At 62.8% G+C, this 18,902-nt stretch carries 14 protein-coding genes; 9 read left to right on the top strand and 5 right to left on the bottom strand.

Annotated elements, in window-relative coordinates:
* Positions 1-207 precede the first annotated feature (207 nt).
* Complete coding sequence (sppA, locus tag ACB032_RS00640) at positions 208-2,052, top strand: signal peptide peptidase SppA (RefSeq protein WP_101613981.1); 1,845 nt, start codon at positions 208-210, stop codon at positions 2,050-2,052.
* Between the two features lie 61 nt (positions 2,053-2,113).
* Here sppA and ACB032_RS00635 read toward each other — a convergent pair whose 3' ends face one another.
* Both ACB032_RS00635 and ACB032_RS00630 read right to left on the bottom strand, forming a co-directional pair.
* Positions 2,114-2,671, bottom strand: a complete 558-nt coding sequence (locus tag ACB032_RS00635) for an NUDIX domain-containing protein (RefSeq protein WP_130631805.1) — start codon at positions 2,669-2,671, stop codon at positions 2,114-2,116.
* A gap of 6 nt (positions 2,672-2,677) precedes the next feature.
* The gene (locus ACB032_RS00630) at positions 2,678-3,478 is read right to left on the bottom strand and encodes a DUF2989 domain-containing protein (protein WP_371137129.1); all 801 of its coding nucleotides are present in this window, start codon (positions 3,476-3,478) and stop codon (positions 2,678-2,680) included.
* Positions 3,479-3,675: 197 nt separating this feature from the next.
* Between ACB032_RS00630 and ACB032_RS00625 the strand changes: the two genes are divergently transcribed.
* Together ACB032_RS00625 and ACB032_RS00620 are read left to right on the top strand one after the other, a co-directional pair.
* Positions 3,676-5,106, top strand: a complete 1,431-nt coding sequence (locus ACB032_RS00625; protein ID WP_371137128.1) for a glyceraldehyde-3-phosphate dehydrogenase — start codon at positions 3,676-3,678, stop codon at positions 5,104-5,106.
* Between the two features lie 40 nt (positions 5,107-5,146).
* A complete protein-coding gene (locus ACB032_RS00620) occupies positions 5,147-5,440 on the top strand; it encodes a YeaC family protein (protein ID WP_042061025.1) in 294 nt (97 codons plus the stop codon).
* A gap of 261 nt (positions 5,441-5,701) precedes the next feature.
* Here the strand turns inward: ACB032_RS00620 and ansA are convergent, their stop codons facing one another.
* A complete protein-coding gene (gene ansA / locus ACB032_RS00615; protein WP_011707130.1) occupies positions 5,702-6,709 on the bottom strand; it encodes an asparaginase in 1,008 nt (335 codons plus the stop codon).
* 514 nt (positions 6,710-7,223) lie between these two features.
* Here ansA and gltS point away from each other — a divergent pair.
* The gene (gene gltS, locus ACB032_RS00610; protein WP_016351764.1) at positions 7,224-8,423 is read left to right on the top strand and encodes a sodium/glutamate symporter; all 1,200 of its coding nucleotides are present in this window, start codon (positions 7,224-7,226) and stop codon (positions 8,421-8,423) included.
* A 182-nt stretch (positions 8,424-8,605) separates the two neighbouring features.
* On the opposite strand, the gene ACB032_RS00605 is transcribed toward gltS, so the two are convergent.
* Positions 8,606-10,477: a methyl-accepting chemotaxis protein gene (locus tag ACB032_RS00605; protein ID WP_223950782.1), complete on the bottom strand. Its 1,872-nt coding sequence runs from the start codon at positions 10,475-10,477 to the stop codon at positions 8,606-8,608.
* 253 nt (positions 10,478-10,730) lie between these two features.
* Between ACB032_RS00605 and prfB the strand changes: the two genes are divergently transcribed.
* Positions 10,731-11,829, top strand: a protein-coding gene (prfB, locus tag ACB032_RS00600; RefSeq protein ID WP_011707133.1) for a peptide chain release factor 2 whose coding sequence is annotated in 2 segments (ribosomal slippage) — positions 10,731-10,805 and positions 10,807-11,829 — 1,098 coding nt in all. Because the reading frame shifts where the segments join, the coding sequence is not laid out codon by codon here.
* Positions 11,830-11,853: 24 nt separating this feature from the next.
* Positions 11,854-13,389, top strand: a complete 1,536-nt coding sequence (gene lysS, locus ACB032_RS00595; RefSeq protein WP_011707134.1) for a lysine--tRNA ligase — start codon at positions 11,854-11,856, stop codon at positions 13,387-13,389.
* 135 nt (positions 13,390-13,524) lie between these two features.
* On the opposite strand, the gene ACB032_RS00590 is transcribed toward lysS, so the two are convergent.
* Positions 13,525-14,328 (bottom strand): PhzF family phenazine biosynthesis protein, encoded by an 804-nt coding sequence (locus ACB032_RS00590; protein WP_371137127.1) that lies wholly within the window; start codon positions 14,326-14,328, stop codon positions 13,525-13,527.
* Positions 14,329-14,526: 198 nt separating this feature from the next.
* On the opposite strand from ACB032_RS00590, the gene ACB032_RS00585 reads away from it, so the two are divergent.
* The 3 genes from ACB032_RS00585 to ACB032_RS00575 are packed head-to-tail and all read left to right on the top strand — an operon-like array spanning position 14,527 to position 18,825.
* A complete protein-coding gene (locus ACB032_RS00585) occupies positions 14,527-16,317 on the top strand; it encodes an assimilatory sulfite reductase (NADPH) flavoprotein subunit (protein WP_371137385.1) in 1,791 nt (596 codons plus the stop codon).
* Positions 16,317-18,029 (top strand): assimilatory sulfite reductase (NADPH) hemoprotein subunit, encoded by a 1,713-nt coding sequence (cysI, locus tag ACB032_RS00580; RefSeq protein WP_371137126.1) that lies wholly within the window; start codon positions 16,317-16,319, stop codon positions 18,027-18,029. Before ACB032_RS00585 ends, cysI begins: the two co-directional genes overlap by 1 nt.
* Positions 18,019-18,825, top strand: a complete 807-nt coding sequence (locus tag ACB032_RS00575; protein ID WP_223950744.1) for a phosphoadenylyl-sulfate reductase — start codon at positions 18,019-18,021, stop codon at positions 18,823-18,825. Before cysI ends, ACB032_RS00575 begins: the two co-directional genes overlap by 11 nt.
* Positions 18,826-18,902: the final 77 nt, after the last annotated feature.

The following is an 18,902-nucleotide window of genomic DNA, read 5'->3' as shown; positions in this document are numbered from 1 at the left end:
GGCCTCCAGTTAATTTTTTGTTATCAAACCGAGGCTAGAGTAAAGAATCGAAAATGCTTTTTCAAACAAATGTTTGGACAATTTTTCGGCGAACAGACGTGTTCCGAACAACCGGGCTCCGATCCTGTCCAAGCGGAAATGGCATTTCACCGGCCAACTGGTTAATAATGGCGCTTCCCTCCCCATTAACAGGGCGATAACGCGACTATGTCTATTTTCAAAGGTCTGGGTTGGCTGTTTCGCAGCCTGTGGCGCCTGCTCAATTTCACCCGGCTGATGCTGGTCAATCTGCTGTTTCTCGTCGTGGTCTTGATCATCGTCTTCAGCGTCAGCCAGAAAGAGGCGCCCAGCGCCCCCATCGAAGGGGCCCTCACCCTCAATCTCTCCGGCGTGCTGGTGGAACAGCGCTCGCAGACCGATCCCACCGTACAGCTGCTACGCCAGGTGGACAACAGCGACGAGCTGCCCAGCGAGATCGTCCTCTCCGATCTGCTGTGGGCCATAAAAAGCGCCAAGGATGACGATCGCATCAAGGCGCTGGTGATCAAGCCCCAGGGGCTGCAGGGCACCAGCTTCTCCAAACTGCAGGAGGTGGCGAGCGCCATCGATGCCTTCAAGGAGAGCGGCAAGCCGGTCATCGCCATGGCCGACTTCTACACCCAGGGCCAATATCTGCTGGCCGCCCACGCCGATCACGTGCTGCTCAACCAGAGCGGCGCCGTGGTGATCGAGGGGCTCGGCGTCTACCAGACCTACTACAAGTCGGCGCTGGAGAAGCTCAACATCACCCCGCACGTGTTCAAGGTCGGCACCTACAAATCCTTCGTCGAACCCTATACCCGCGACGAGATGTCCCCCGAGAGCAAGGAGGCGAACCAGCGCTGGCTGGATCAGCTGTGGCAATCCTATGTGGCCGACGTGGCCGAGCAGCGCGAAATCGAACCGGACGCCGTGGCACCGGGCAAGGATCGCTTCCTCGAGCTGCTGCGCAAGGCCGGCGGCAACGCCGCCAACTACGCCCTTGACAACGGTCTGGTGGACCAGCTGGCGACCCGCGACGAGATGACCCAGGCGGTGATCAAGGAAGTGGGCGAGAGCGATGACCACGGCTGGAAGGGCGTGGGCCTCAAGGAGTACCTGGCCGCCATTCCGAGCCAGTATCCCCAGAGCGGCAAGGATGAGGTGGGACTCATCGTCGCCAGCGGCGCCATCATGGATGGCGTCCAGCCAGCCGGCACCATCGGCGGCGACAGCCTCGCCGACCTGCTGGCCGATGCCCGCCGCGACGACAAGGTGAAAGCCCTGGTACTCCGGGTCGACAGCCCGGGCGGCAGCGCCTTCGCCGCCGAGCAGATCCGCGCCGAGCTGCTGGCCCTCAAGCAGGCCGGCAAGCCGGTGGTGATCTCCATGGGCAGCTACGCCGCCTCCGGCGGTTACTGGATCTCCGCCGATGCGGACAAGATCTTCGCCTCCCCCACCACCCTCACCGGCTCCATCGGTGTGTTCGGCATGTTCGCCACCATCGACAAGGCGCTCTCCCAGTTCGGGGTGCACACCGACGGCGTCGGCACCACCGACTATGTCGGCGTCGGCCTGACCCGTGCCCTGCCGGAACACGTCGGCCAGGCGATCCAGCTGAACGTGGAAGACACCTACCAGCGTTTCGTCGGTCTGGTGAGCAAGGGCCGTGGCCTGAGTCCGGAAGAGACCGAGAAAGCGGCCGAGGGCCGGGTCTGGACCGGTCAGGATGCCAAGGCGCTGGGACTGGTGGACGAGTTTGGCGATCAGGAGGCGGCCATCAAGGCGGCGGCCGAGCTGGCCAACCTCAAGGAGTGGCAGGTCACCCCCATCGAGCAGGAAGAGTCGGCCAAAGACAAGTTCCTGCGCCAGCTGTTCGACAGCAGCGCCCAAGTGCTGGCTTCGCACCTGCAGAGCTGGTTGCCGGCCGGGCTTGGCAAGGCGCTGGTGGAGGTGAACCGCAGCCTGGACCCGCTGACTCGCTTCAACGATCCACAGGGCACTTACGCCCTCTGCCCGGTCTGTACGCCCTGATCGGCAGCAAACGCAAAAAAACCGCCTTGGGGCGGTTTTTTTTTATGGAATCGGGTGGCGTTCAGCCCAGCAGGCCTGCGCCGTGCCAGTGGTGCAGTTCGGCCAGCACCCTGGTCTCCCGCACCGTCCACTGGGGGCAAGGGCCCGCCAGCTGGGTCTTGTTGGTCTGCAGCGCCTCGGCCAGCTCGAACCAGCCGGGGGTGAAACCGAGCCTTATCTCGTAGGGCTGGGGCTGGGGTTCGCACCACGCCTCCCCCACCTGACAGAGGTAGTAGAAGGAGCGGATGCAGTAGGCGTCGTAGTCGGCCTCGCGGGCCGGCCGGTACTCCCGCGTCTCGCCGAGCAGAGCACCGACCGCCACCAGCTCGGCGCCGCACTCTTCGCGCAGCTCGCGCGCGAGGGCCGTGCGGTGACACTCCCCTTGCTCGATGCCACCACCGGGAAACATGAGATCGCCGTTGACCCGGGAGTGCACCAGCAGCAGTTGGTCGCCACGCAGCACGACGGCCCTGACGGTGACCCGCTCTAGCTGGCGGCCATCGGTGTTGACCCGGCCGTGGGTGAGCCGGATGTCGAAGGGGTGTGGCCAGTCGCTGGCCAGAGATTCAATGTGGTTCATCAGGGTTCAGGGACGATAGGTCCCGCTTTTCAGTTGTTCGACCAGGGTGGCGGCCTGGCTGTCCAGGCTCTCCTGCTCTTGCTTGCTCAGGGAGTGATAGAGGCTGAAACGGGTGGCCGACACCTCGGCGGCATTCTGGAACGACTCGCTCACCTTGCCCCACAGATAGGCCTGCCCGTACTGCTTCTGGCCCATGTAGAGGGTACTGAGGGAGGTGAGGATCCGGCCATTGACCTGCTCCCCTTCCCGGTAGAGGGAGAGGGCGTGCTGCATCAGCGCGATGGCCTTTTGCGGCTCGCTCTTGGCATAGATGCCGCCGAGCGCCAGTTGCAGCTCGGGCTCCTCCAGCACGGGTTGCCCCTCCAGCGCCAGAAACTGCTGGCGAGCCAGCTCGTTGGTGTTGTTGGTCCAGTGCCAGAGCAGCAGGTAGGGATCTGTGGCGTTGCGGGTGGCGGCATCGAGCTGGGCCAGCTGTTCGCCAGCCGCCAGCATCCCCTCCACCCGCGAGCTCTTCTGCTCGCGGGCCCGCTTGTACTCGATGTTGGTGGAACGTTCGGCGCATTTGAGATAACGCTCCAGGCTGCGCATCAACTCGTACTGGCGCCGCTGTGTCCCCTCCGCCTGCAGGTAGTAGCGGGCCCGGATGATGTCGCTGCGTTCGTAACGACACCAGCCGTCGTCCACCAGATCCTGACAGAGGGCCGGGTAATTGGCGCAGATGTTGTGGATCCTGTCATCGTCACAGGCGGTGAGCAGCAGACCGCAACAGAGGCCAAACAACAGGGAACGAGCTGGAAAAGGGGTCATGGTTCATATCTTGTTGGTAACAATTGCAGCCTGCCATGGCCACCCTTGGCTAGCAAACAGATTACATATCCATTACAATGCGCGCGCCGTATAAGGCCGCGACTGCAGAATAATATAACGAAATATACACCCCTACACTGATCTGCATTCGACGAATTTCTATTTGCCCCAACAACGTGAAATAAAGGATCTGGTTAATGACCCACGAGCACTATCTGCAGGCGTGGCAGGAGAGCCAGGAGCTCGCCGAAGCCATGCAACCCTTGATCGGTCGCCTCTACCGCCAGCAGGGGATCGAGATCACCATCTTCGGCCGCCCACTGCAAAACGCCTCCACCATCGATATCCTCAAGGCCCACCGGGTCGTTCGCCGCCACCAGGGAGCCCCCCTCCCGATCCAACAGAGCTTTCCCCTGCTGCAAGCCATCCTGGCCCTGAACCCGACCGCTGCCGAGATCGATCTGGGCAAGCTGGCCGTGGGTTACTGGCAGGATCACCAGGATGAAGCCGGCATCGACGACTACCTGCGTGCCAAGCTGGCACCGGCCCTGGGTCGCGGCGTACCGGCCCCCACCGACGTGGTGTTGTACGGCTTTGGCCGCATCGGTCGCCTGCTGGCCCGACTGCTGATCGAGCGCACCGGCGCCGCCAACTCCCTGCGGCTGCGCGCCATCGTGGTGCGCGGTGGTCGCGAGGGAGATCTGGAGAAGCGCGCCAGCCTGCTGCGCCGCGACTCGGTGCACGGCCCCTTCAACGGCTCCATCGAGGTGGATGTGGAACGCAGCGCCATCATCGCCAATGGCACCTTCATCCAGGTTATCTATGCAAACAGCCCGGCCGACATCGACTACACCGCCTACGGCATTCACGATGCGCTGATCGTCGACAACACCGGGGTCTGGCGCGATGAGGCGGGGCTGTCTGAGCACCTCAAGGCGCGCGGCGCCGCCCGGGTGCTGCTGACCGCTCCCGGCAAGGGGGAGATGAAGAACGTGGTGTTCGGGGTCAACCACGAGGTGATAGGGCCCGATGACAAGATCATCTCCGCCGCCTCCTGCACCACCAACGCCATCACCCCGGTGCTCAAGGTGATGCAGGACCAGTACGGCATCCGCCACGGCCACGTGGAGACGGTGCACTCCTACACCAACGACCAGAACCTCATCGACAACTATCACAAGGGCGAGCGCCGCGGCCGCAGCGCGGCCCTCAACATGGTGATGACCAGCACCGGCGCCGCCAAAGCGGTGGCCAAGGCGCTGCCCGAGCTCAAGGGCAAGCTGACCGGCAACGCCATCCGGGTGCCCACCCCCAACGTATCGCTGGCCATCATCAACCTGTCGCTGGAACAGACCACCGATCGGGAGAGCCTCAATGCCTATCTGCAGCAGATGGCGCTGAGCTCGGCCCTGCATCGCCAGATCGACTTCAGCGCCAGCACCGAGCTGGTCTCCTCCGACATGGTGGGCTCCCGTTTTGCGGGCATCGTCGACTCCCAGGCGACCATCGCCGAAGGGGATCACTGCGTGCTCTACGTATGGTATGACAACGAGTTCGGGTACAGTTGTCAGGTAGTGCGGGTGATGGAGCAGATGGCTGGCGCGGTTCGCCAGGATCTGCCGGCCTGATCCCGATTCGTCATGGCTCAATGTGCAAGGAGAAGGCCGGATGTCGTTTCAACAAGGTGAGTTTTTGCAAGCAATCAGGCAGATGCCACAAGAGGTGTACGAGCGCCTCAAGACGGCGGTCGAGCTCGGCAAGTGGCCCGATGGCAAGCCGCTCACCGACGAGCAGAAGGCCACTTCCCTGCAGGCCGTGATGGCCTGGCAGGCGATGCACCTCGACAACCCCGAGCACATGAACATCGGCCGTGACGGCGAGATCGTGATGAAGAGCAAGAGCGAACTCAAGCGTCAATATCGCGACGAGGAAGAGATAGTGCGGGTCGACCTCAACCACTGAGGCTGACCCGCCAGGCCGCCCACGGCGGCCACGGCGGCCACAACAGAGAGGGGAGCCATAATGGCTCCCCTCTTTTTTCCTATCTATGCAGGATGACTCATCCCCCTCATCCCCGACCCTTCTCCCGCCAGGGGAGAAGGGAGCAGGCTCACACCTGCGAACAGTAAGCGGGCCACCTACCGGCGATCTTCATGGCAAACCTCGCCACCTCGATCTATCCCCTCTCCCGCTGGGAGAGGGCTAGGGTGAGGGCCGCAACGCTCAGGGGGTCAGCTCACCACGCAGGGATTGCTGCATCAGCTCGCGGATGCGCGGCGCCGGCAGATCCTGGCTCAGCAGGAAGTGCAGCTTGGTCAGCGCCGCCTCGGCGGTCATGTCGAAGCCTGAGATGACCCCGGCCCGCGACAGGGCGTTGCCGGTGGCATAGCCGCCCATGTTGACCTTGCCGTGCAGGCACTGGCTCAGGTTGACGATGATGACGCCACGGGCCGAGGCCTCGGAGAGCAGCGCCAGCATGGCCGGATTCTGCGGCGCATTGCCCACCCCGAACGAGAGCAGGATCAGCGCCCGCACCGGCTGCTGCAGGATGTTGGCGATCACCTCGGCCGAGATACCGGGGTAGAGGGTCACCACGCCGATGGGCTGGGGGGTGATGTCGTGCAGCACCAGCGGCCGCTCGGACGGCACCCCCAGCTCGCCCGCTTCGAGCGAGATGGCGATGCCGGCATTGAGCAGCGGCGGGTAGTTGGGCGAATCGAAGGCGTGGAAGCCGTCGGCGTGCACCTTCTTGCTGCGGTTGCCGCGATAGAGCTGGTTGTTGAAAAACAGCGTCACCTCGTGGATCGGGTAGTTGGCCGCGATGTAGAGGGCGTTGAGCAGGTTCTGCTGCCCGTCGGAGCGCAGCTCGGCGAGCGGGATCTGGGAGCCGGTGATGATGACCGGCTTGTGCAGATCTTCGAGCATGAAGGAGAGCGCCGAGGCGGTGAACGACATGGTGTCGGTGCCGTGCAAAATGACAAAACCGTCGTACTTGTCGTAGTTGCCTTTAATATCCTCGGCGATGCGCTGCCAGTCCGCCGGCGTCATGTCGGAAGAGTCGATGAGGGGCGCATATTCGTGAATATGGTAATCCGGCATCTCGGGGCGATGGAACTCGGGCATCCGCGCCAGACAGTCTTCCATGAAGCCCGCCATCGGCACATAGCCGTGGTCGGAACGCTGCATCCCTATGGTGCCGCCTGTATAGGCGATGTAGATGGACTTCTTCACACCCTCTCCTCTTTGATGGGCACAACACCCGCGAATCGTGGCTGAGCCGGGGCGAAACGGCGGCATCGACTGCCCGCCGCGTTCGCCATGGGCCAAAAGCCCGCTCATGATAGCGCGCCGGGCCGCCGGCTCACATCCCACCAGTGCCGTCCGGCGGGCCAAAAACCGCCGAATTATAGGGACTGGCACTCCAAATGGCAGCCGGGAAATGGCCTGCGGCCGGTATTAAACGGCGACTAACCCAATAGTGTTAAATGTCACAAGATACATCAAGAGCGACCATTTATCTGACAAATGTGGATATAAGTGGTGCTTTTTGCTACTATCCGCTCGGTTTTTCATAAATCTCATCTGGAAGCCTGATCTGTTCAGGCCCGCACTGGTCCCATTTTTACGTGGGGCGGGGGCATGTCGCCCCTTCTTTGTTGGCACCTGAGCCACACTGTTTTTATCCCGGCTGAATCTGTGAGTCTGCATCAACGAAAGACACAGCCAATCAACATGGGAGTACTGAATGCTACAACTTGATTCCTACGCCACCCTGGTCGCAGCCACCCTGGTGTTGCTGCTCGGTCGTTTGCTGGTGACCCGAGTCGGGCTGCTGCGAACCTTCAACATCCCCAAACCGGTTGCCGGCGGCCTGGTGGTCGCTCTGGTGCTGCTGCTGCTGCGCTCCACCCTGCAGATGGAGCTGCAGTTCGATACCAGCCTGCAAACCCCGCTGATGCTGGCGTTCTTCGCCTCCATCGGTCTCTCCGCCGATCTCGCCAGCCTCAAGCGCGGCGGCAAGGCGGTGCTCACCTTCCTGCTGGTGGTCACCGGTCTGCTGCTGGTGCAGAACAGCCTGGGCGTGGGTCTGGCTACCCTGCTCGGTCTGGATCCCCACATGGGGCTGCTGGCTGGCTCCATCACCCTCTCCGGCGGCCACGGCACCGGGGCGGCCTGGGGCGCCACCTTCACCGAGAAGTACGGGGTGCAATCCGCCGCCGAACTGGCCATCGCCTGTGCCACCTTCGGCCTGGTGCTGGGCGGCCTCATCGGCGGCCCGGTCGCCCGCTATCTGGTAAAGAAGGTGAAGGTACCCGGCGAGGAGCACAACCGGGATGACGCGCCGCAAGGCTTCGAGATGCCGGACATGGAGCGCCCGCTCACCACCTTCAGCCTGATCGAGACCCTGGCGCTGATCGCCATCAGCCTGAAGGGGGGCGAGATGCTCTCTGCCTACCTCAAGGGTGGCGCCTTCGAGCTGCCGGTGTTCGTCTGCGTGCTGTTCGTCGGCGTGCTGCTGCGCAACGTGCTGACCCTGCTGAACTGGCACGAGGTGAGCGACCGCGAAGTCTCCCTGCTCGGCAACGTCAGCCTCTCGCTGTTCCTGGCGATGGCGCTGATGAGCCTGCGACTGTGGGATCTGGCCAACCTGGCGCTGCCCATCTTCGTCCTGCTGGCGGCCCAGACCGTGGCCATGGCGCTCTACGCCATCTTCGTCACCTTCCGGGTAATGGGCAGCAACTACGATGCGGCCGTGCTGGCGGCAGGCCATTGTGGTTTTGGTCTCGGGGCCACCCCCACCGCCATTGCCAACATGCAAGCCATCACCCAGCGCTTCGGCCCCTCTCACCTGGCGTTTCTGGTGGTGCCCATGGTGGGCGCCTTCTTCATCGACATCATCAACGCCATGGTGATCAAGCTGTTCCTGGCACTGCCCTTCCTGTAATTCCTTTTCCGTCAGACGTCTATGAACAGAGCCCACCTCTTGGTGGGCTCTGCCTTTTCTGCTCGCCAGCGGCGCCCCCCACCCTTCATGACTGCCCGCGGCGAGCTACATAAACAAAAAGCCCCGCACTCGGCAGAGGGCGGGGCTTTGTCACTGCGGCCGTGCTCGCCGCGTTCAAACACTTACAGGATAAAGGTCGAGACCTGCTGGTTCAGGTCGGTGGCCCGGCCCTTGAGGCTCTCGGCCTGATCCAGATCACGCATGGCGGCGGCGGTGATCTCGTCGCTCACATCCTTGATGGCGGTGGTGTTCTGGGTGATCTCGCCGGTCACCTGGGTCTGCTCCTCGGCGGCGGTGGCGATCTGACCCGCCATGTCGGAGATGAGCGACACCGCCTGGGTGATCTCTTCGAGCGCAGCGGCAGCGGCATCGGCGTCTTTCACGCTGTTGTCCGCCAGCCCCTGGCTGGTCTGCATCAGGCTCACCGCACGGGCCGTGGTCTGCTGCAGGGTCTCGATGGTGGACTGGATCTCCTGGGTGGAGTCTTGAGTGCGGCGCGACAGCACCCGCACCTCGTCCGCCACCACTGCGAAACCGCGACCCTGTTCACCGGCGCGGGCCGCTTCGATGGCCGCGTTCAGCGCCAGCAGGTTGGTCTGCTCGGCGATGCCCTGAATGGTGGAGAGGATGCCGGAGATGGCCTGGGCGTGGCGGCTCAGCTCGCCGATCACCTCGGTCGCCTGCCCCACTTCCTCGGCCAGACCGTTGATGGACTGACGGGTCTGGTTCACCAGCATCTTGCCCTGCTCACTGCTCTGGGCGGATTGCTGGGCCGCGGCGGCGGTGTTCTCGGCGTTGCCGGCGATCTCCATGGTGGCGCTCGCCATCTCGGTGACGGCGGTGGCGACCATGGTCACCTCTTGCTGCTGGCGCTGCAGCTCGTCCACGGCGGCCTGGTTGGTTACCAGACTGCGCTCGGCATCGGCGTTCAGCTCGTTGGCCAGCTTGCGGATATTGCCGATCAGCTGGTGCTGGCTGCCGACGAAGCGGTTGAAGCTGTTGGCCAGCTGACCCACTTCGTCGTTGGTGTCGATCTTGATGCGCTGGGTCAGATCGCCGTTGCCGTCGGCGATGCGCGCCAGGGCCTGGGAGACCTTGCTGAGCGGGCCGAGCAGCATGCTGACCAGCCAGGAGATGGCGAGGATGCTGCCCACCAGCACCAGCAGGGCCAGGCCGAGCTGGGTCATCAGCAGGGAAGAGAGCGGCGCCTCCAGGGTCTCCTTGTCCAGTACCAGTACCAGCTCCCAGTCGGTATCGGGGATGTCCACCGCCCACAGCAGCTTGTCGCGCCCTTCGTTGTCGAAGTAGGCCGGCACCAGGCTGTTGGTGGTCTTGCTCTGCTCGATCAGGGCATTGGTCAGATCGTTGTCGATCTCGGTGGCCGGTTTCATCGCCTTGGCGGCGTCCTTGTAGGCGATGACGGTACCATCCTTGTGCATCATGATGGCGAAACCGTCGGCCGGCAGCTTCATCTTGGTGACGTCCTCCACCAGCGAGGCGATGGAGAGGTCGCCGCCGACCACGCCGCCCTGAGCCGGCTGGGCCAGGGTCACTACCATGATGTTGTAGGCCACATCCAGATAGGGTTTGGTCACGATCAGACCGCCCTTGCTCATCGCTTCCTGATACCAGCCGCGGGAGCGGGGATCGTAACCGTCACGGTTGATGGAGGGGTCGGAGTCGTTCATCTTGCCGCCGCTCTCGCCAAAATAGGTGAGCTGGAAGCGACCGGAGACTTGCGCCTGTTGCAGGGCGTTGAGGGGTTCGGCACCGGCCTTGTTGCCGAGCGCCTGAATGACGTCGCGACGGGCCGCGAGCCAGTCACTGACACTGGCCGCCTGCTGGCTGCCGAGGCGTTGTACCTGTTCCTGACTGCCTTGCAGCAACAGGGACTTCTGGCTGGTATAGCTCTGCCAGGAGAGCAGCAGGATCACCAGCGACAGGGCGATCACCACCGACAACAGTATCTTCTGCTTGAGTGATAGGTTTTTCATCATGCGTTCTTCTTATGAGGTCAGGAACAGGATTTCCCAAAAAGTGCACAGCACTGCGTAGTTATTAACGACCCGTCGGCGCAAAACTAAACCGGAAAATGGGCCGGCGGGCGATATTTTCCACCGAGTTGGGGAAAACTGCACCAGAAATTGACTACGAGGCACGCACAAGGACAGCCGACCCTGTTTATTCCTTCCACAATTGGCTAGAATATCCCGTTTTTAAATCACATCGACCCCGAGAGTTTTCACGATGTTTGAAGTCAATCCTGTATTAAACAAGCTTAAGGAGCTGTCTGAGAGGACCGAGCTGCTTAGGGGGTACCTTTGACTATGACGCCAAGAAAGAGCGTCTAGAAGAGGTCAACGCCGAGCTGGAACAGCCGGACGTCTGGAATGAACCCGAGCGCGCACAGGCGCTGGGCAAGGAGCGCGTGGCGCTGGAAAACGTGGTCGGCACCATCGACACCCTGACCCAGGGCGCCGACGACGTGGCCATGCTGGTCGAGCTGGCCGTGGAAGGTGAAGACGAAGATACCTTCAACGAAGCCGTGGCCGAAGCCGACGTGCTGGAAACCAAGCTGGTGGATCTCGAGTTCCGCCGCATGTTCTCCGGTCAGCACGATCCCTCCGACTGCTACATCGACATCCAGTCCGGCTCCGGTGGTACCGAAGCGCAGGATTGGGCCAACATGGTCCTGCGCATGTACCTGCGCTGGGGCGATGCCCACGGCTACAAGCCCGAGCTCATCGAATGCTCCGAAGGCGACGTGGCCGGCATCAAGTCCGCCACCATCAAGTTCACCGGTGAGTATGCCTTCGGCTGGCTGCGTACCGAGACCGGCGTGCACCGCCTGGTGCGCAAATCCCCGTTCGATTCCGGTGGCCGTCGCCACACCTCGTTCTGCTCGGTGTTCGTCTACCCCGAGATCGACGATGACATCGACATCGAGATCAACCCGGCCGACCTGCGTATCGACGTCTACCGTGCCTCCGGCGCCGGTGGTCAGCACGTCAACCGGACCGAATCCGCGGTACGTATTACCCACATTCCTACTGGGGTCGTGGTACAGTGCCAGAACGATCGTTCCCAGCACAAAAACAAAGATCAGTGTATGAAGCAGCTGAAGGCCAAGCTCTATGAGCTGGAAATTCAGAAGCAGAATGCCGAGAAGCAAGCCCTCGAAGAGACCAAGTCCGATATCGGCTGGGGCAGCCAGATCCGTTCCTATGTGCTGGATGATGCGCGCATCAAGGATCTACGTACCGGCGTCGAAACCCGCAACACCCAGGCGGTACTCGACGGCGACTTGGACAAGTTTATCGAAGCTAGCCTGAAATCAGGCCTGTAAAAAAACAGAACAGCAGGAATCACCATGTCTGAACAAACCACTACTCCGGAAGTCGACCAAACTCTCGATCTGAACAACGAGATGCAGGAGCGTCGTTCCAAGCTGGCCGCCTTGCGCGCCCAGGGCAACCCCTTCCCCAACGACTTCCGTCGTGACAGCCTCTCCGGCGATCTGCACGCCGAGTTTGGTGACAAGAGCGCCGACGAACTGGCCGCACTGGGTAAACGGGTGAAGATTGCCGGTCGCATCATGACCCGCCGGATCATGGGCAAGGCATCTTTCGCCACCCTGCAGGACATGGCTGGCAAGATCCAGGTCTACGTCACCCGTGACGACCTGCCGGAAGGCTTCTACAACGAGCAGTTCAAGAAGTGGGATCTGGGCGACATCGTGGGTGTCGAAGGTACCCTGTTCCGCACCAACACAGGCGAACTCTCCGTTCATGTCTCCGACATTCGCCTGCTGACCAAGGCCCTGCGCCCGCTGCCCGAGAAGCACAAAGGTCTGACCGACCAGGAAGCCCGCTGCCGTCAGCGTTACCTGGATCTGATCGCCAACGAAGAGTCCCGCAAGACTTTCGTGACCCGTACCAAGGTCGTGGCCGGTATCCGCAAGTTCCTGAACGACAAGCGCTTCATGGAAGTGGAAACCCCCATGATGCAGGTCATCCCGGGTGGCGCCTCTGCTCGTCCGTTCATCACCCACCACAATGCGCTGGACATCGACATGTACCTGCGTATCGCTCCGGAACTCTATCTGAAGCGTCTGGTGGTTGGTGGTTTCGAGCGTGTCTACGAGATCAACCGCAACTTCCGTAACGAAGGTATCTCCGTTCGCCATAACCCCGAGTTCACCATGCTCGAGTTCTATATGGCCTACGCCGACTACATCGATCTGATGGATCTCACCGAAGAGATGCTGCGCACCCTGGCGCAGGACATCCTGGGCGACACCAAGATCCGTTACGCCAAAGAGGGCGAAGAGGGCCTGACCATCGATTTCGGTCAGCCGTTCCAGCGCCTCTCCATGGTTGACTCCATCCTGAAGTACAACCCGGATGTGACCCGTGACGATCTGGCGACCCTGGAGAAGGCCACCGCCGTCGCCAAGCGCCTGCACATCGAGCTGATGAAGAGCTGGGAACTGGGCCACGTGATCACCGCGATCTTCGAAGAGACCGTGGAGCACATGCTGCTGCAACCGACCTTCATCACCGAGTACCCGGCCGCCGTTTCTCCGCTGGCCCGTCGCAACGACCAAAACCCGGACGTCACCGACCGCTTCGAATTCTTCATCGGCGGCCGCGAGCTGGCAAACGGCTTCTCCGAGCTGAACGATGCGGAAGATCAGGCCGAGCGCTTCCAGGCTCAGGTTGACCAGAAAGCCGCAGGCGATGACGAAGCCATGTTCTACGACGCCGACTTCGTGACCGCGCTGGAACACGGTCTGCCGCCGACTGCCGGTCAGGGTATCGGTATCGACCGTCTGGTGATGCTGTTCACCAACAGCCACACCATCCGCGACGTCATCCTGTTCCCGGCTCTGCGTCCACAAAAGTAAGAGCCGAAGAAACAGGGCCGCAGCAGCGCAGCTGCCGTCCATGACAATCAAAACGCCCCGCAACTGCGGGGCGTTTTTTTATGGCAGGCACAAACCGCTGACGAACCTTCAAGACGCCGCCAGCTTGCCGTTTTATCAGGCCACTGGCAGCAGCCACTCCCCCTGCCACAAGGTGACGGCCTGACCAGCCATCAGCACCCGATTATCCTGCAGTGCTAGCCGCAGCTCACCACCCCGGGCCGAGATCTGGCGGGCCCGCAACTGCCGTTTGCCGAGCCGCTCGGCCCAGAAGGGCACCAGGGCGCAGTGGTTGGAGCCGGTCACCGGATCTTCATCCACCCCAACCCAGGGGGCGAAGTAGCGGGAGACGAAGTCATAGTCAGGGTCGCTCGAAGGCGCCGTCACCATCAGGCCGCGACCGGGCAGCACACGCAGAGCGTGAAAATCTGGGGTAAGCGCACGAACCTCCTCCTCGCTGGCCAGCTCTAGCAAGAACTTGGCGCCAGCCGCCAGGGTTTGCAGCGGCTGGCAACCGACCGCAGCCGCATAGGCCGGATCCAGAACGAGCGGCGCCTGGGCAATGCGCGGGAAATCGAGCCAGATCCACGCCCCTTCGCGCCGGGCCAGCAGCTCGCCGCTGCGGGTCTCGAAGTGGATGACCTCATCCCCTGCCACCGCTCCCGTCTGCCACAGCACGTGGGCCGCCGCCAGGGTGCCGTGGCCGCAGAGATCCACTTCCAGCTCGGGGGTAAACCAGCGCAGCTGATAGCGGGCATGGCCAAGAGGCACCAGAAAGGCGGTCTCCGACAGGTTGAACTCGGCAGCCATGGCCAGCAGGGTGGCATCCGGCTGACTCGGCCCCAGCGCCACCACTGCCGGGTTGCCGCCAAAGGGCTGCCGGCTGAAGGCATTGACATGAAACAAGCTGATGGTCGACATTCACGCTTCCTGTGTGGGTAATACGGGTTCATTCATCGCCCTTTATACCATGAGAGCCCTGTCGACCTGAGTCGCCTTGCGACCCTCTCCATCACTGTTTTAATGCAGTAATAGAATAAAAAAGACATTTTTATTCTTTGTTGTTATCCATCACACCCCTTAACCTGACCAAAAATCAGACCATGGAAGACGTGTGTGATGCAATTGAAGGACTCCCTGACCAACCTGACTCCCCTCTCCGACGAGCAGCAGCGACAGCTGAGCCAGGCGCTGTCGACCCTCAACACCCAGCAACTGGCCTGGGTCAGCGGTTATCTCTACGGTCTCTCCCAGGCGGGCAGCCAGCCGGCCGTGACCGGCGCAGCCGCTACTGCCCCCAGCGGCAATCTGACCATTCTCTACGGCTCCCAGACCGGCAACGCCAAGGGCGTGGCCAGCGCCATCAAGGCGCAGGCCGAGGCGCGCGGCCTGCCGGTGACACTCACCTCCATGGCGGACTACAAACCCAAGCAGCTCAAGAAAGAGACCCACCTGCTGGTGGTAGTGAGCACTTACGGGGAGGGTGAACCGCCGGAGAGTGCGGTCGATCTGTTCGAGCAGCTCAAGAAGGGCAAGGTCGGCAAGCTGGAAGGGCTCAAGTTCGCCGTGCTGGGGCTGGGTGACAGCTCCTATGAATTCTTCTGCCAGACCGGCAAGGACTTTGACAGCCTGCTGACCAAGGCCGGCGCCGATCGGGTGCATGAACTCGCCAGCCTGGACGTGGATTATCAGGATGCCGCCAAGGCGTGGGGTGAACAGGCGCTCAATGCCATCGCCGCCACCCTCTCCGCCGGTCCCGCCAACAGCAACGTGGCCAGCGCGGTACAGCAGGCGGTCGGCCACAGCCAGTACAGCAAGGAGAACCCCTTCCCGGCCAGGCTCTCGGTCAACCAGAAGATCACCGGTCGCGACTCGACCAAGGATATCCGCCACATCGAGATCAGCCTTGAAGAATCCGGCATCCGCTACCAGCCGGGCGATGCCCTCGGCATCTGGTTTGACAACGACCCCGCACTGGTGAACGAGGTGCTGACGCTGGCCAGTCTCTCCGGCGACGAGGCCACCGCCCGCGGCAGCCTGCGCGAAGTGCTCAGCCGCGAGCTGGAGCTGACCCGCTTGCACGGCGGCTTCATCACAGGACTCGCTGACATATCGGGCAACGCGGCGCTCAAAGATCTGGCTGGCGACAAGGCCCAGGTCAATGCTCTGGTGGCCTCTGCCCAGGTGGTGGATGTACTGAAACGCTTCCCGACCGCGCTCACAGCCGAACAGCTGCTGGGCCTGCTGCGCCCGCTCACCCCGCGCCTCTACTCCATCGCCTCCAGCCAGAGCGAGGTGGAAGAGGAGGTGCACCTGACCGTCGGCGTGGTGCGCTACCCGCAGGAAGACGGCACGGTGCGCAGCGGCGCCGCCTCCTCCTACCTGGCGGATCGGCTGGCTGAAGATGCCGAGGTGCGGGTATTCGTCGAGCACAACGACAACTTCCGCCTGCCGCCAAACCCCGACACCCCCGTCATCATGGTGGGTCCGGGTACCGGCATTGCCCCGTTTCGCGCCTTCCTGCAGGAGCGCGAGGCCCAGGGGGCCGAAGGCAACAACTGGCTGTTCTTCGGCAACCCGCACTTCACCCAGGATTTCCTCTATCAGGTGGAGTGGCAGCGTTATGTGAAGAGCGGGCTGCTCAGCAAGATCTCGCTGGCCTTCAGCCGGGATCAGGCCGAGAAAGTCTACGTACAGCACCGCCTGCGGGAAGCGGGCCAGGAGCTCTACCAGTGGCTGGAAGCAGGCGCCCACTTCTATGTGTGCGGCGATGCCAACCAGATGGCGAAGGATGTGCAGGAAGCCCTGCTGGATGTGATTGCGGAACATGGCCACAAGAGCCGTGAGGAAGCAGAAGAGTATTTGAGCGAATTGCGTCGTGCCAAACGTTATCAAAGGGATGTCTATTGATGAGCAAGCAACTTATTCCAGGGCCGGTGGAAGGACCGCTGGCCGACAACGAACGTCTGAAACGCGAGAGCGATCACCTGCGCGGCACCATAGCGCAGGATCTCACAGACCCGCTCACCGGTGGCTTCAACGGCGACAACTTCCAGCTGATCCGCTTTCACGGCATGTACCAGCAGGATGACCGCGACATCCGCCCGGAGCGCACCGCCCAGAAGCTGGAGCCCCTGCACAACGTCATGCTGCGCGCCCGCCTGCCCGGCGGCATCATCAGCCCGGCCCAGTGGCAGGTGATCGACAAGTTCGCCGAGGATCACAGCCTGTACGGCAGCATCCGCCTGACCACCCGCCAGACCTTCCAGTTCCACGGGGTGCTCAAGCGCGACATCAAGATGATGCACCAGACCCTCAACAGCACCGGCATCGACAGCATAGCCACCGCCGGCGACGTGAACCGCAACGTGCTCTGCACCAGCAACCCGGTGGAATCCGAGCTGCATCAGGAGGCCTACGAGTGGGCCAAGAAGATCTCCGAGCACCTGCTGCCCAAGACCCGCGCCTACGTGGAGATCTGGCTGGACGGCGAGAAGCTGGGGGGTGACGAAGAGCCGATCCTGGGTTCCAACTACCTGCCGCGCAAGTTCAAGACGACTGTGGTGATCCCGCCCCACAACGACGTGGACATCCACGCCAACGATCTCAACTTCGTGGCCATCAGTGATCACGGCAAGCTGGTGGGCTTCAACGTGCTGGTAGGCGGGGGGCTGGCCATGACCCACGGCGACACCAGCACCTACCCGCGCAAGGCGAGCGATTTCGGCTTCGTGCCGCTCTCCCACGTGCTGGAAGTGGCCGCCGCCGTGGTCAGCACCCAGCGCGACTGGGGCAACCGGGTCAACCGCAAGAACGCCAAGACCAAGTACACCCTCGAGCGCGTCGGCGTCGAGGCCTTCAAGGCCGAGGTAGAGAGCCGCGCCGGCATCCAGTTCGGGCCGGTGCGCCCCTATGAGTTCACCAGCCGTGGCGATCGCTTCGGTTGGGTAGAGGGGATCGACGGCAAGCACCACCTGACCCTGTTTATCGAGAACGGCCGCCTGCTGGACTTCCCGGGCAAGCCCCTCAAGACCGGCATGCTGGAGATCGCCAAGGTGCATCAGGGGGATTTTCGCCTCACCGCCAACCAGAACCTGATCATCGCAGGCGTACCTGCCAGCGAGAAGGCCCGCATCGAAGCACTGGCACGCCAGTACGGCCTGCTGGATGACGGCGTCAGCGAGCAGCGCAAGCAGTCCATGGCCTGCGTGGCCCTGCCCACCTGCCCGCTGGCGATGGCCGAGGCCGAACGCATGCTGCCCGCTTTCGTCACCGACATCGAGGGGCTGCTGGCCAAGCACGGTCTGGCCGATGACGCCATCATCTTCCGGGTCACCGGCTGCCCCAACGGCTGCGGCCGCGCCATGCTGGCGGAGGTGGGTCTGGTGGGCAAGGCGCCGGGGCGCTACAACCTGCATCTGGGTGGCAACCTAGAGGGAACCCGCATCCCGCGCCTGCACCTGGAGAACATCACCGAGCCGCAGATCCTGGCCGAGCTGGATGCCCTGATCGGTCGCTGGGCCAAGGATCGCAACGCGGGCGAGTGCTTCGGCGACTTCGTCATCCGCGCCGGCATCATAGCCCCGGTCATCGACTCCGCGAGGGACTTCTATGCAGCCTGATCAGACCGATACAGCCCGGCTGGCGCGCACCGCCGACGGCCGGCTCGACCTCGACGCCCTGCTGGCCTTGAGTCGTGAGGAGCAGGTCGAGGCGCTGGCCCCTATCAATCGGGCTCTCGATGCCATCAGCGCCCCCGAACGGGTGCGCTGGGCGCTGGCCAACCTGCCGGGAGAGCACGTGCTGTCATCGAGCTTCGGCATCCAGGCGGCGCTGATGCTGCACCTGGTGAGCCGCGAGCGGGCCGACGTGCCGGTAGTGCTGACCGATACCGGTTATCTGTTCCCCGAAACCTACCGCTTCATCGACGAGCTGACCGAGCGGCTCGCGCTCAACCTCAAAATCTACCGGGCCGAGCTCACTCCGGCCTGGCAGGAGGCCCGCTTCGGCCTCCTGTGGGAGCAGGGAGTAGAGGGGATCACCCGCTACAACCAGCTCAACAAGGTGGAGCCGATGGACCGCGCCCTGAACGAGCTCGGTGCCCGCACCTGGTTCTCGGGCCTGCGCCGGGAGCAGTCCGGCAGCCGGGGCAAGTTGCCGGTGCTGGCCATCCAGCGCGGCCGCTTCAAGTTCCTGCCGGTGATCGACTGGAGCAACAAGGACGTCTTCTACTACTTCAAGGAGTTCGACCTCCCCTACCACCCGCTGTGGGAGCAGGGCTACCTGTCGGTGGGCGACGTGCACACCACCACCAAGTGGGAGCCCGGCATGAGCGAGGAGCAGACCCGCTTCTTCGGCCTCAAGCGCGAGTGCGGCCTGCACGAGGAGAACGGCGAGAACGACGGCTCCGGCATCTGAGCCAGGCTGTCCACCCGCACGGCTTCCATAAAAAACGCCCGGCAACTGCCGGGCGTTTTTCTTTGCGCAAAGAGCGA

Source organism: Aeromonas sp. S5(2024) (genome assembly GCF_041403025.1).
Taxonomy (GTDB): Bacteria; Pseudomonadota; Gammaproteobacteria; order Enterobacterales; family Aeromonadaceae; genus Aeromonas; species Aeromonas hydrophila.
This window is presented reverse-complemented; position numbering and strand designations above follow the sequence as displayed.

What these genes read in the sequence shown, in the direction of transcription:
- gltS (WP_016351764.1), top strand. Translation starts at nt 7,224, where the DNA reads ATGCTACAACTTGATTCCTACGCCACCCTGGTCGCAGCCACCCTGGTG.
- ACB032_RS00625 (WP_371137128.1), top strand. Translation starts at nt 3,676, where the DNA reads ATGACCCACGAGCACTATCTGCAGGCGTGGCAGGAGAGCCAGGAGCTC.
- lysS (WP_011707134.1), top strand. Translation starts at nt 11,854, where the DNA reads ATGTCTGAACAAACCACTACTCCGGAAGTCGACCAAACTCTCGATCTG.
- cysI (WP_371137126.1), top strand. Translation starts at nt 16,317, where the DNA reads ATGAGCAAGCAACTTATTCCAGGGCCGGTGGAAGGACCGCTGGCCGAC.
- ACB032_RS00635 (WP_130631805.1), bottom strand. Translation starts at nt 2,671, where the DNA reads ATGAACCACATTGAATCTCTGGCCAGCGACTGGCCACACCCCTTCGAC.
- ACB032_RS00590 (WP_371137127.1), bottom strand. Translation starts at nt 14,328, where the DNA reads ATGTCGACCATCAGCTTGTTTCATGTCAATGCCTTCAGCCGGCAGCCC.
- ACB032_RS00585 (WP_371137385.1), top strand. Translation starts at nt 14,527, where the DNA reads ATGCAATTGAAGGACTCCCTGACCAACCTGACTCCCCTCTCCGACGAG.
- sppA (WP_101613981.1), top strand. Translation starts at nt 208, where the DNA reads ATGTCTATTTTCAAAGGTCTGGGTTGGCTGTTTCGCAGCCTGTGGCGC.
- ACB032_RS00575 (WP_223950744.1), top strand. Translation starts at nt 18,019, where the DNA reads ATGCAGCCTGATCAGACCGATACAGCCCGGCTGGCGCGCACCGCCGAC.
- ACB032_RS00630 (WP_371137129.1), bottom strand. Translation starts at nt 3,478, where the DNA reads ATGACCCCTTTTCCAGCTCGTTCCCTGTTGTTTGGCCTCTGTTGCGGT.
- ACB032_RS00620 (WP_042061025.1), top strand. Translation starts at nt 5,147, where the DNA reads ATGTCGTTTCAACAAGGTGAGTTTTTGCAAGCAATCAGGCAGATGCCA.
- ACB032_RS00605 (WP_223950782.1), bottom strand. Translation starts at nt 10,477, where the DNA reads ATGAAAAACCTATCACTCAAGCAGAAGATACTGTTGTCGGTGGTGATC.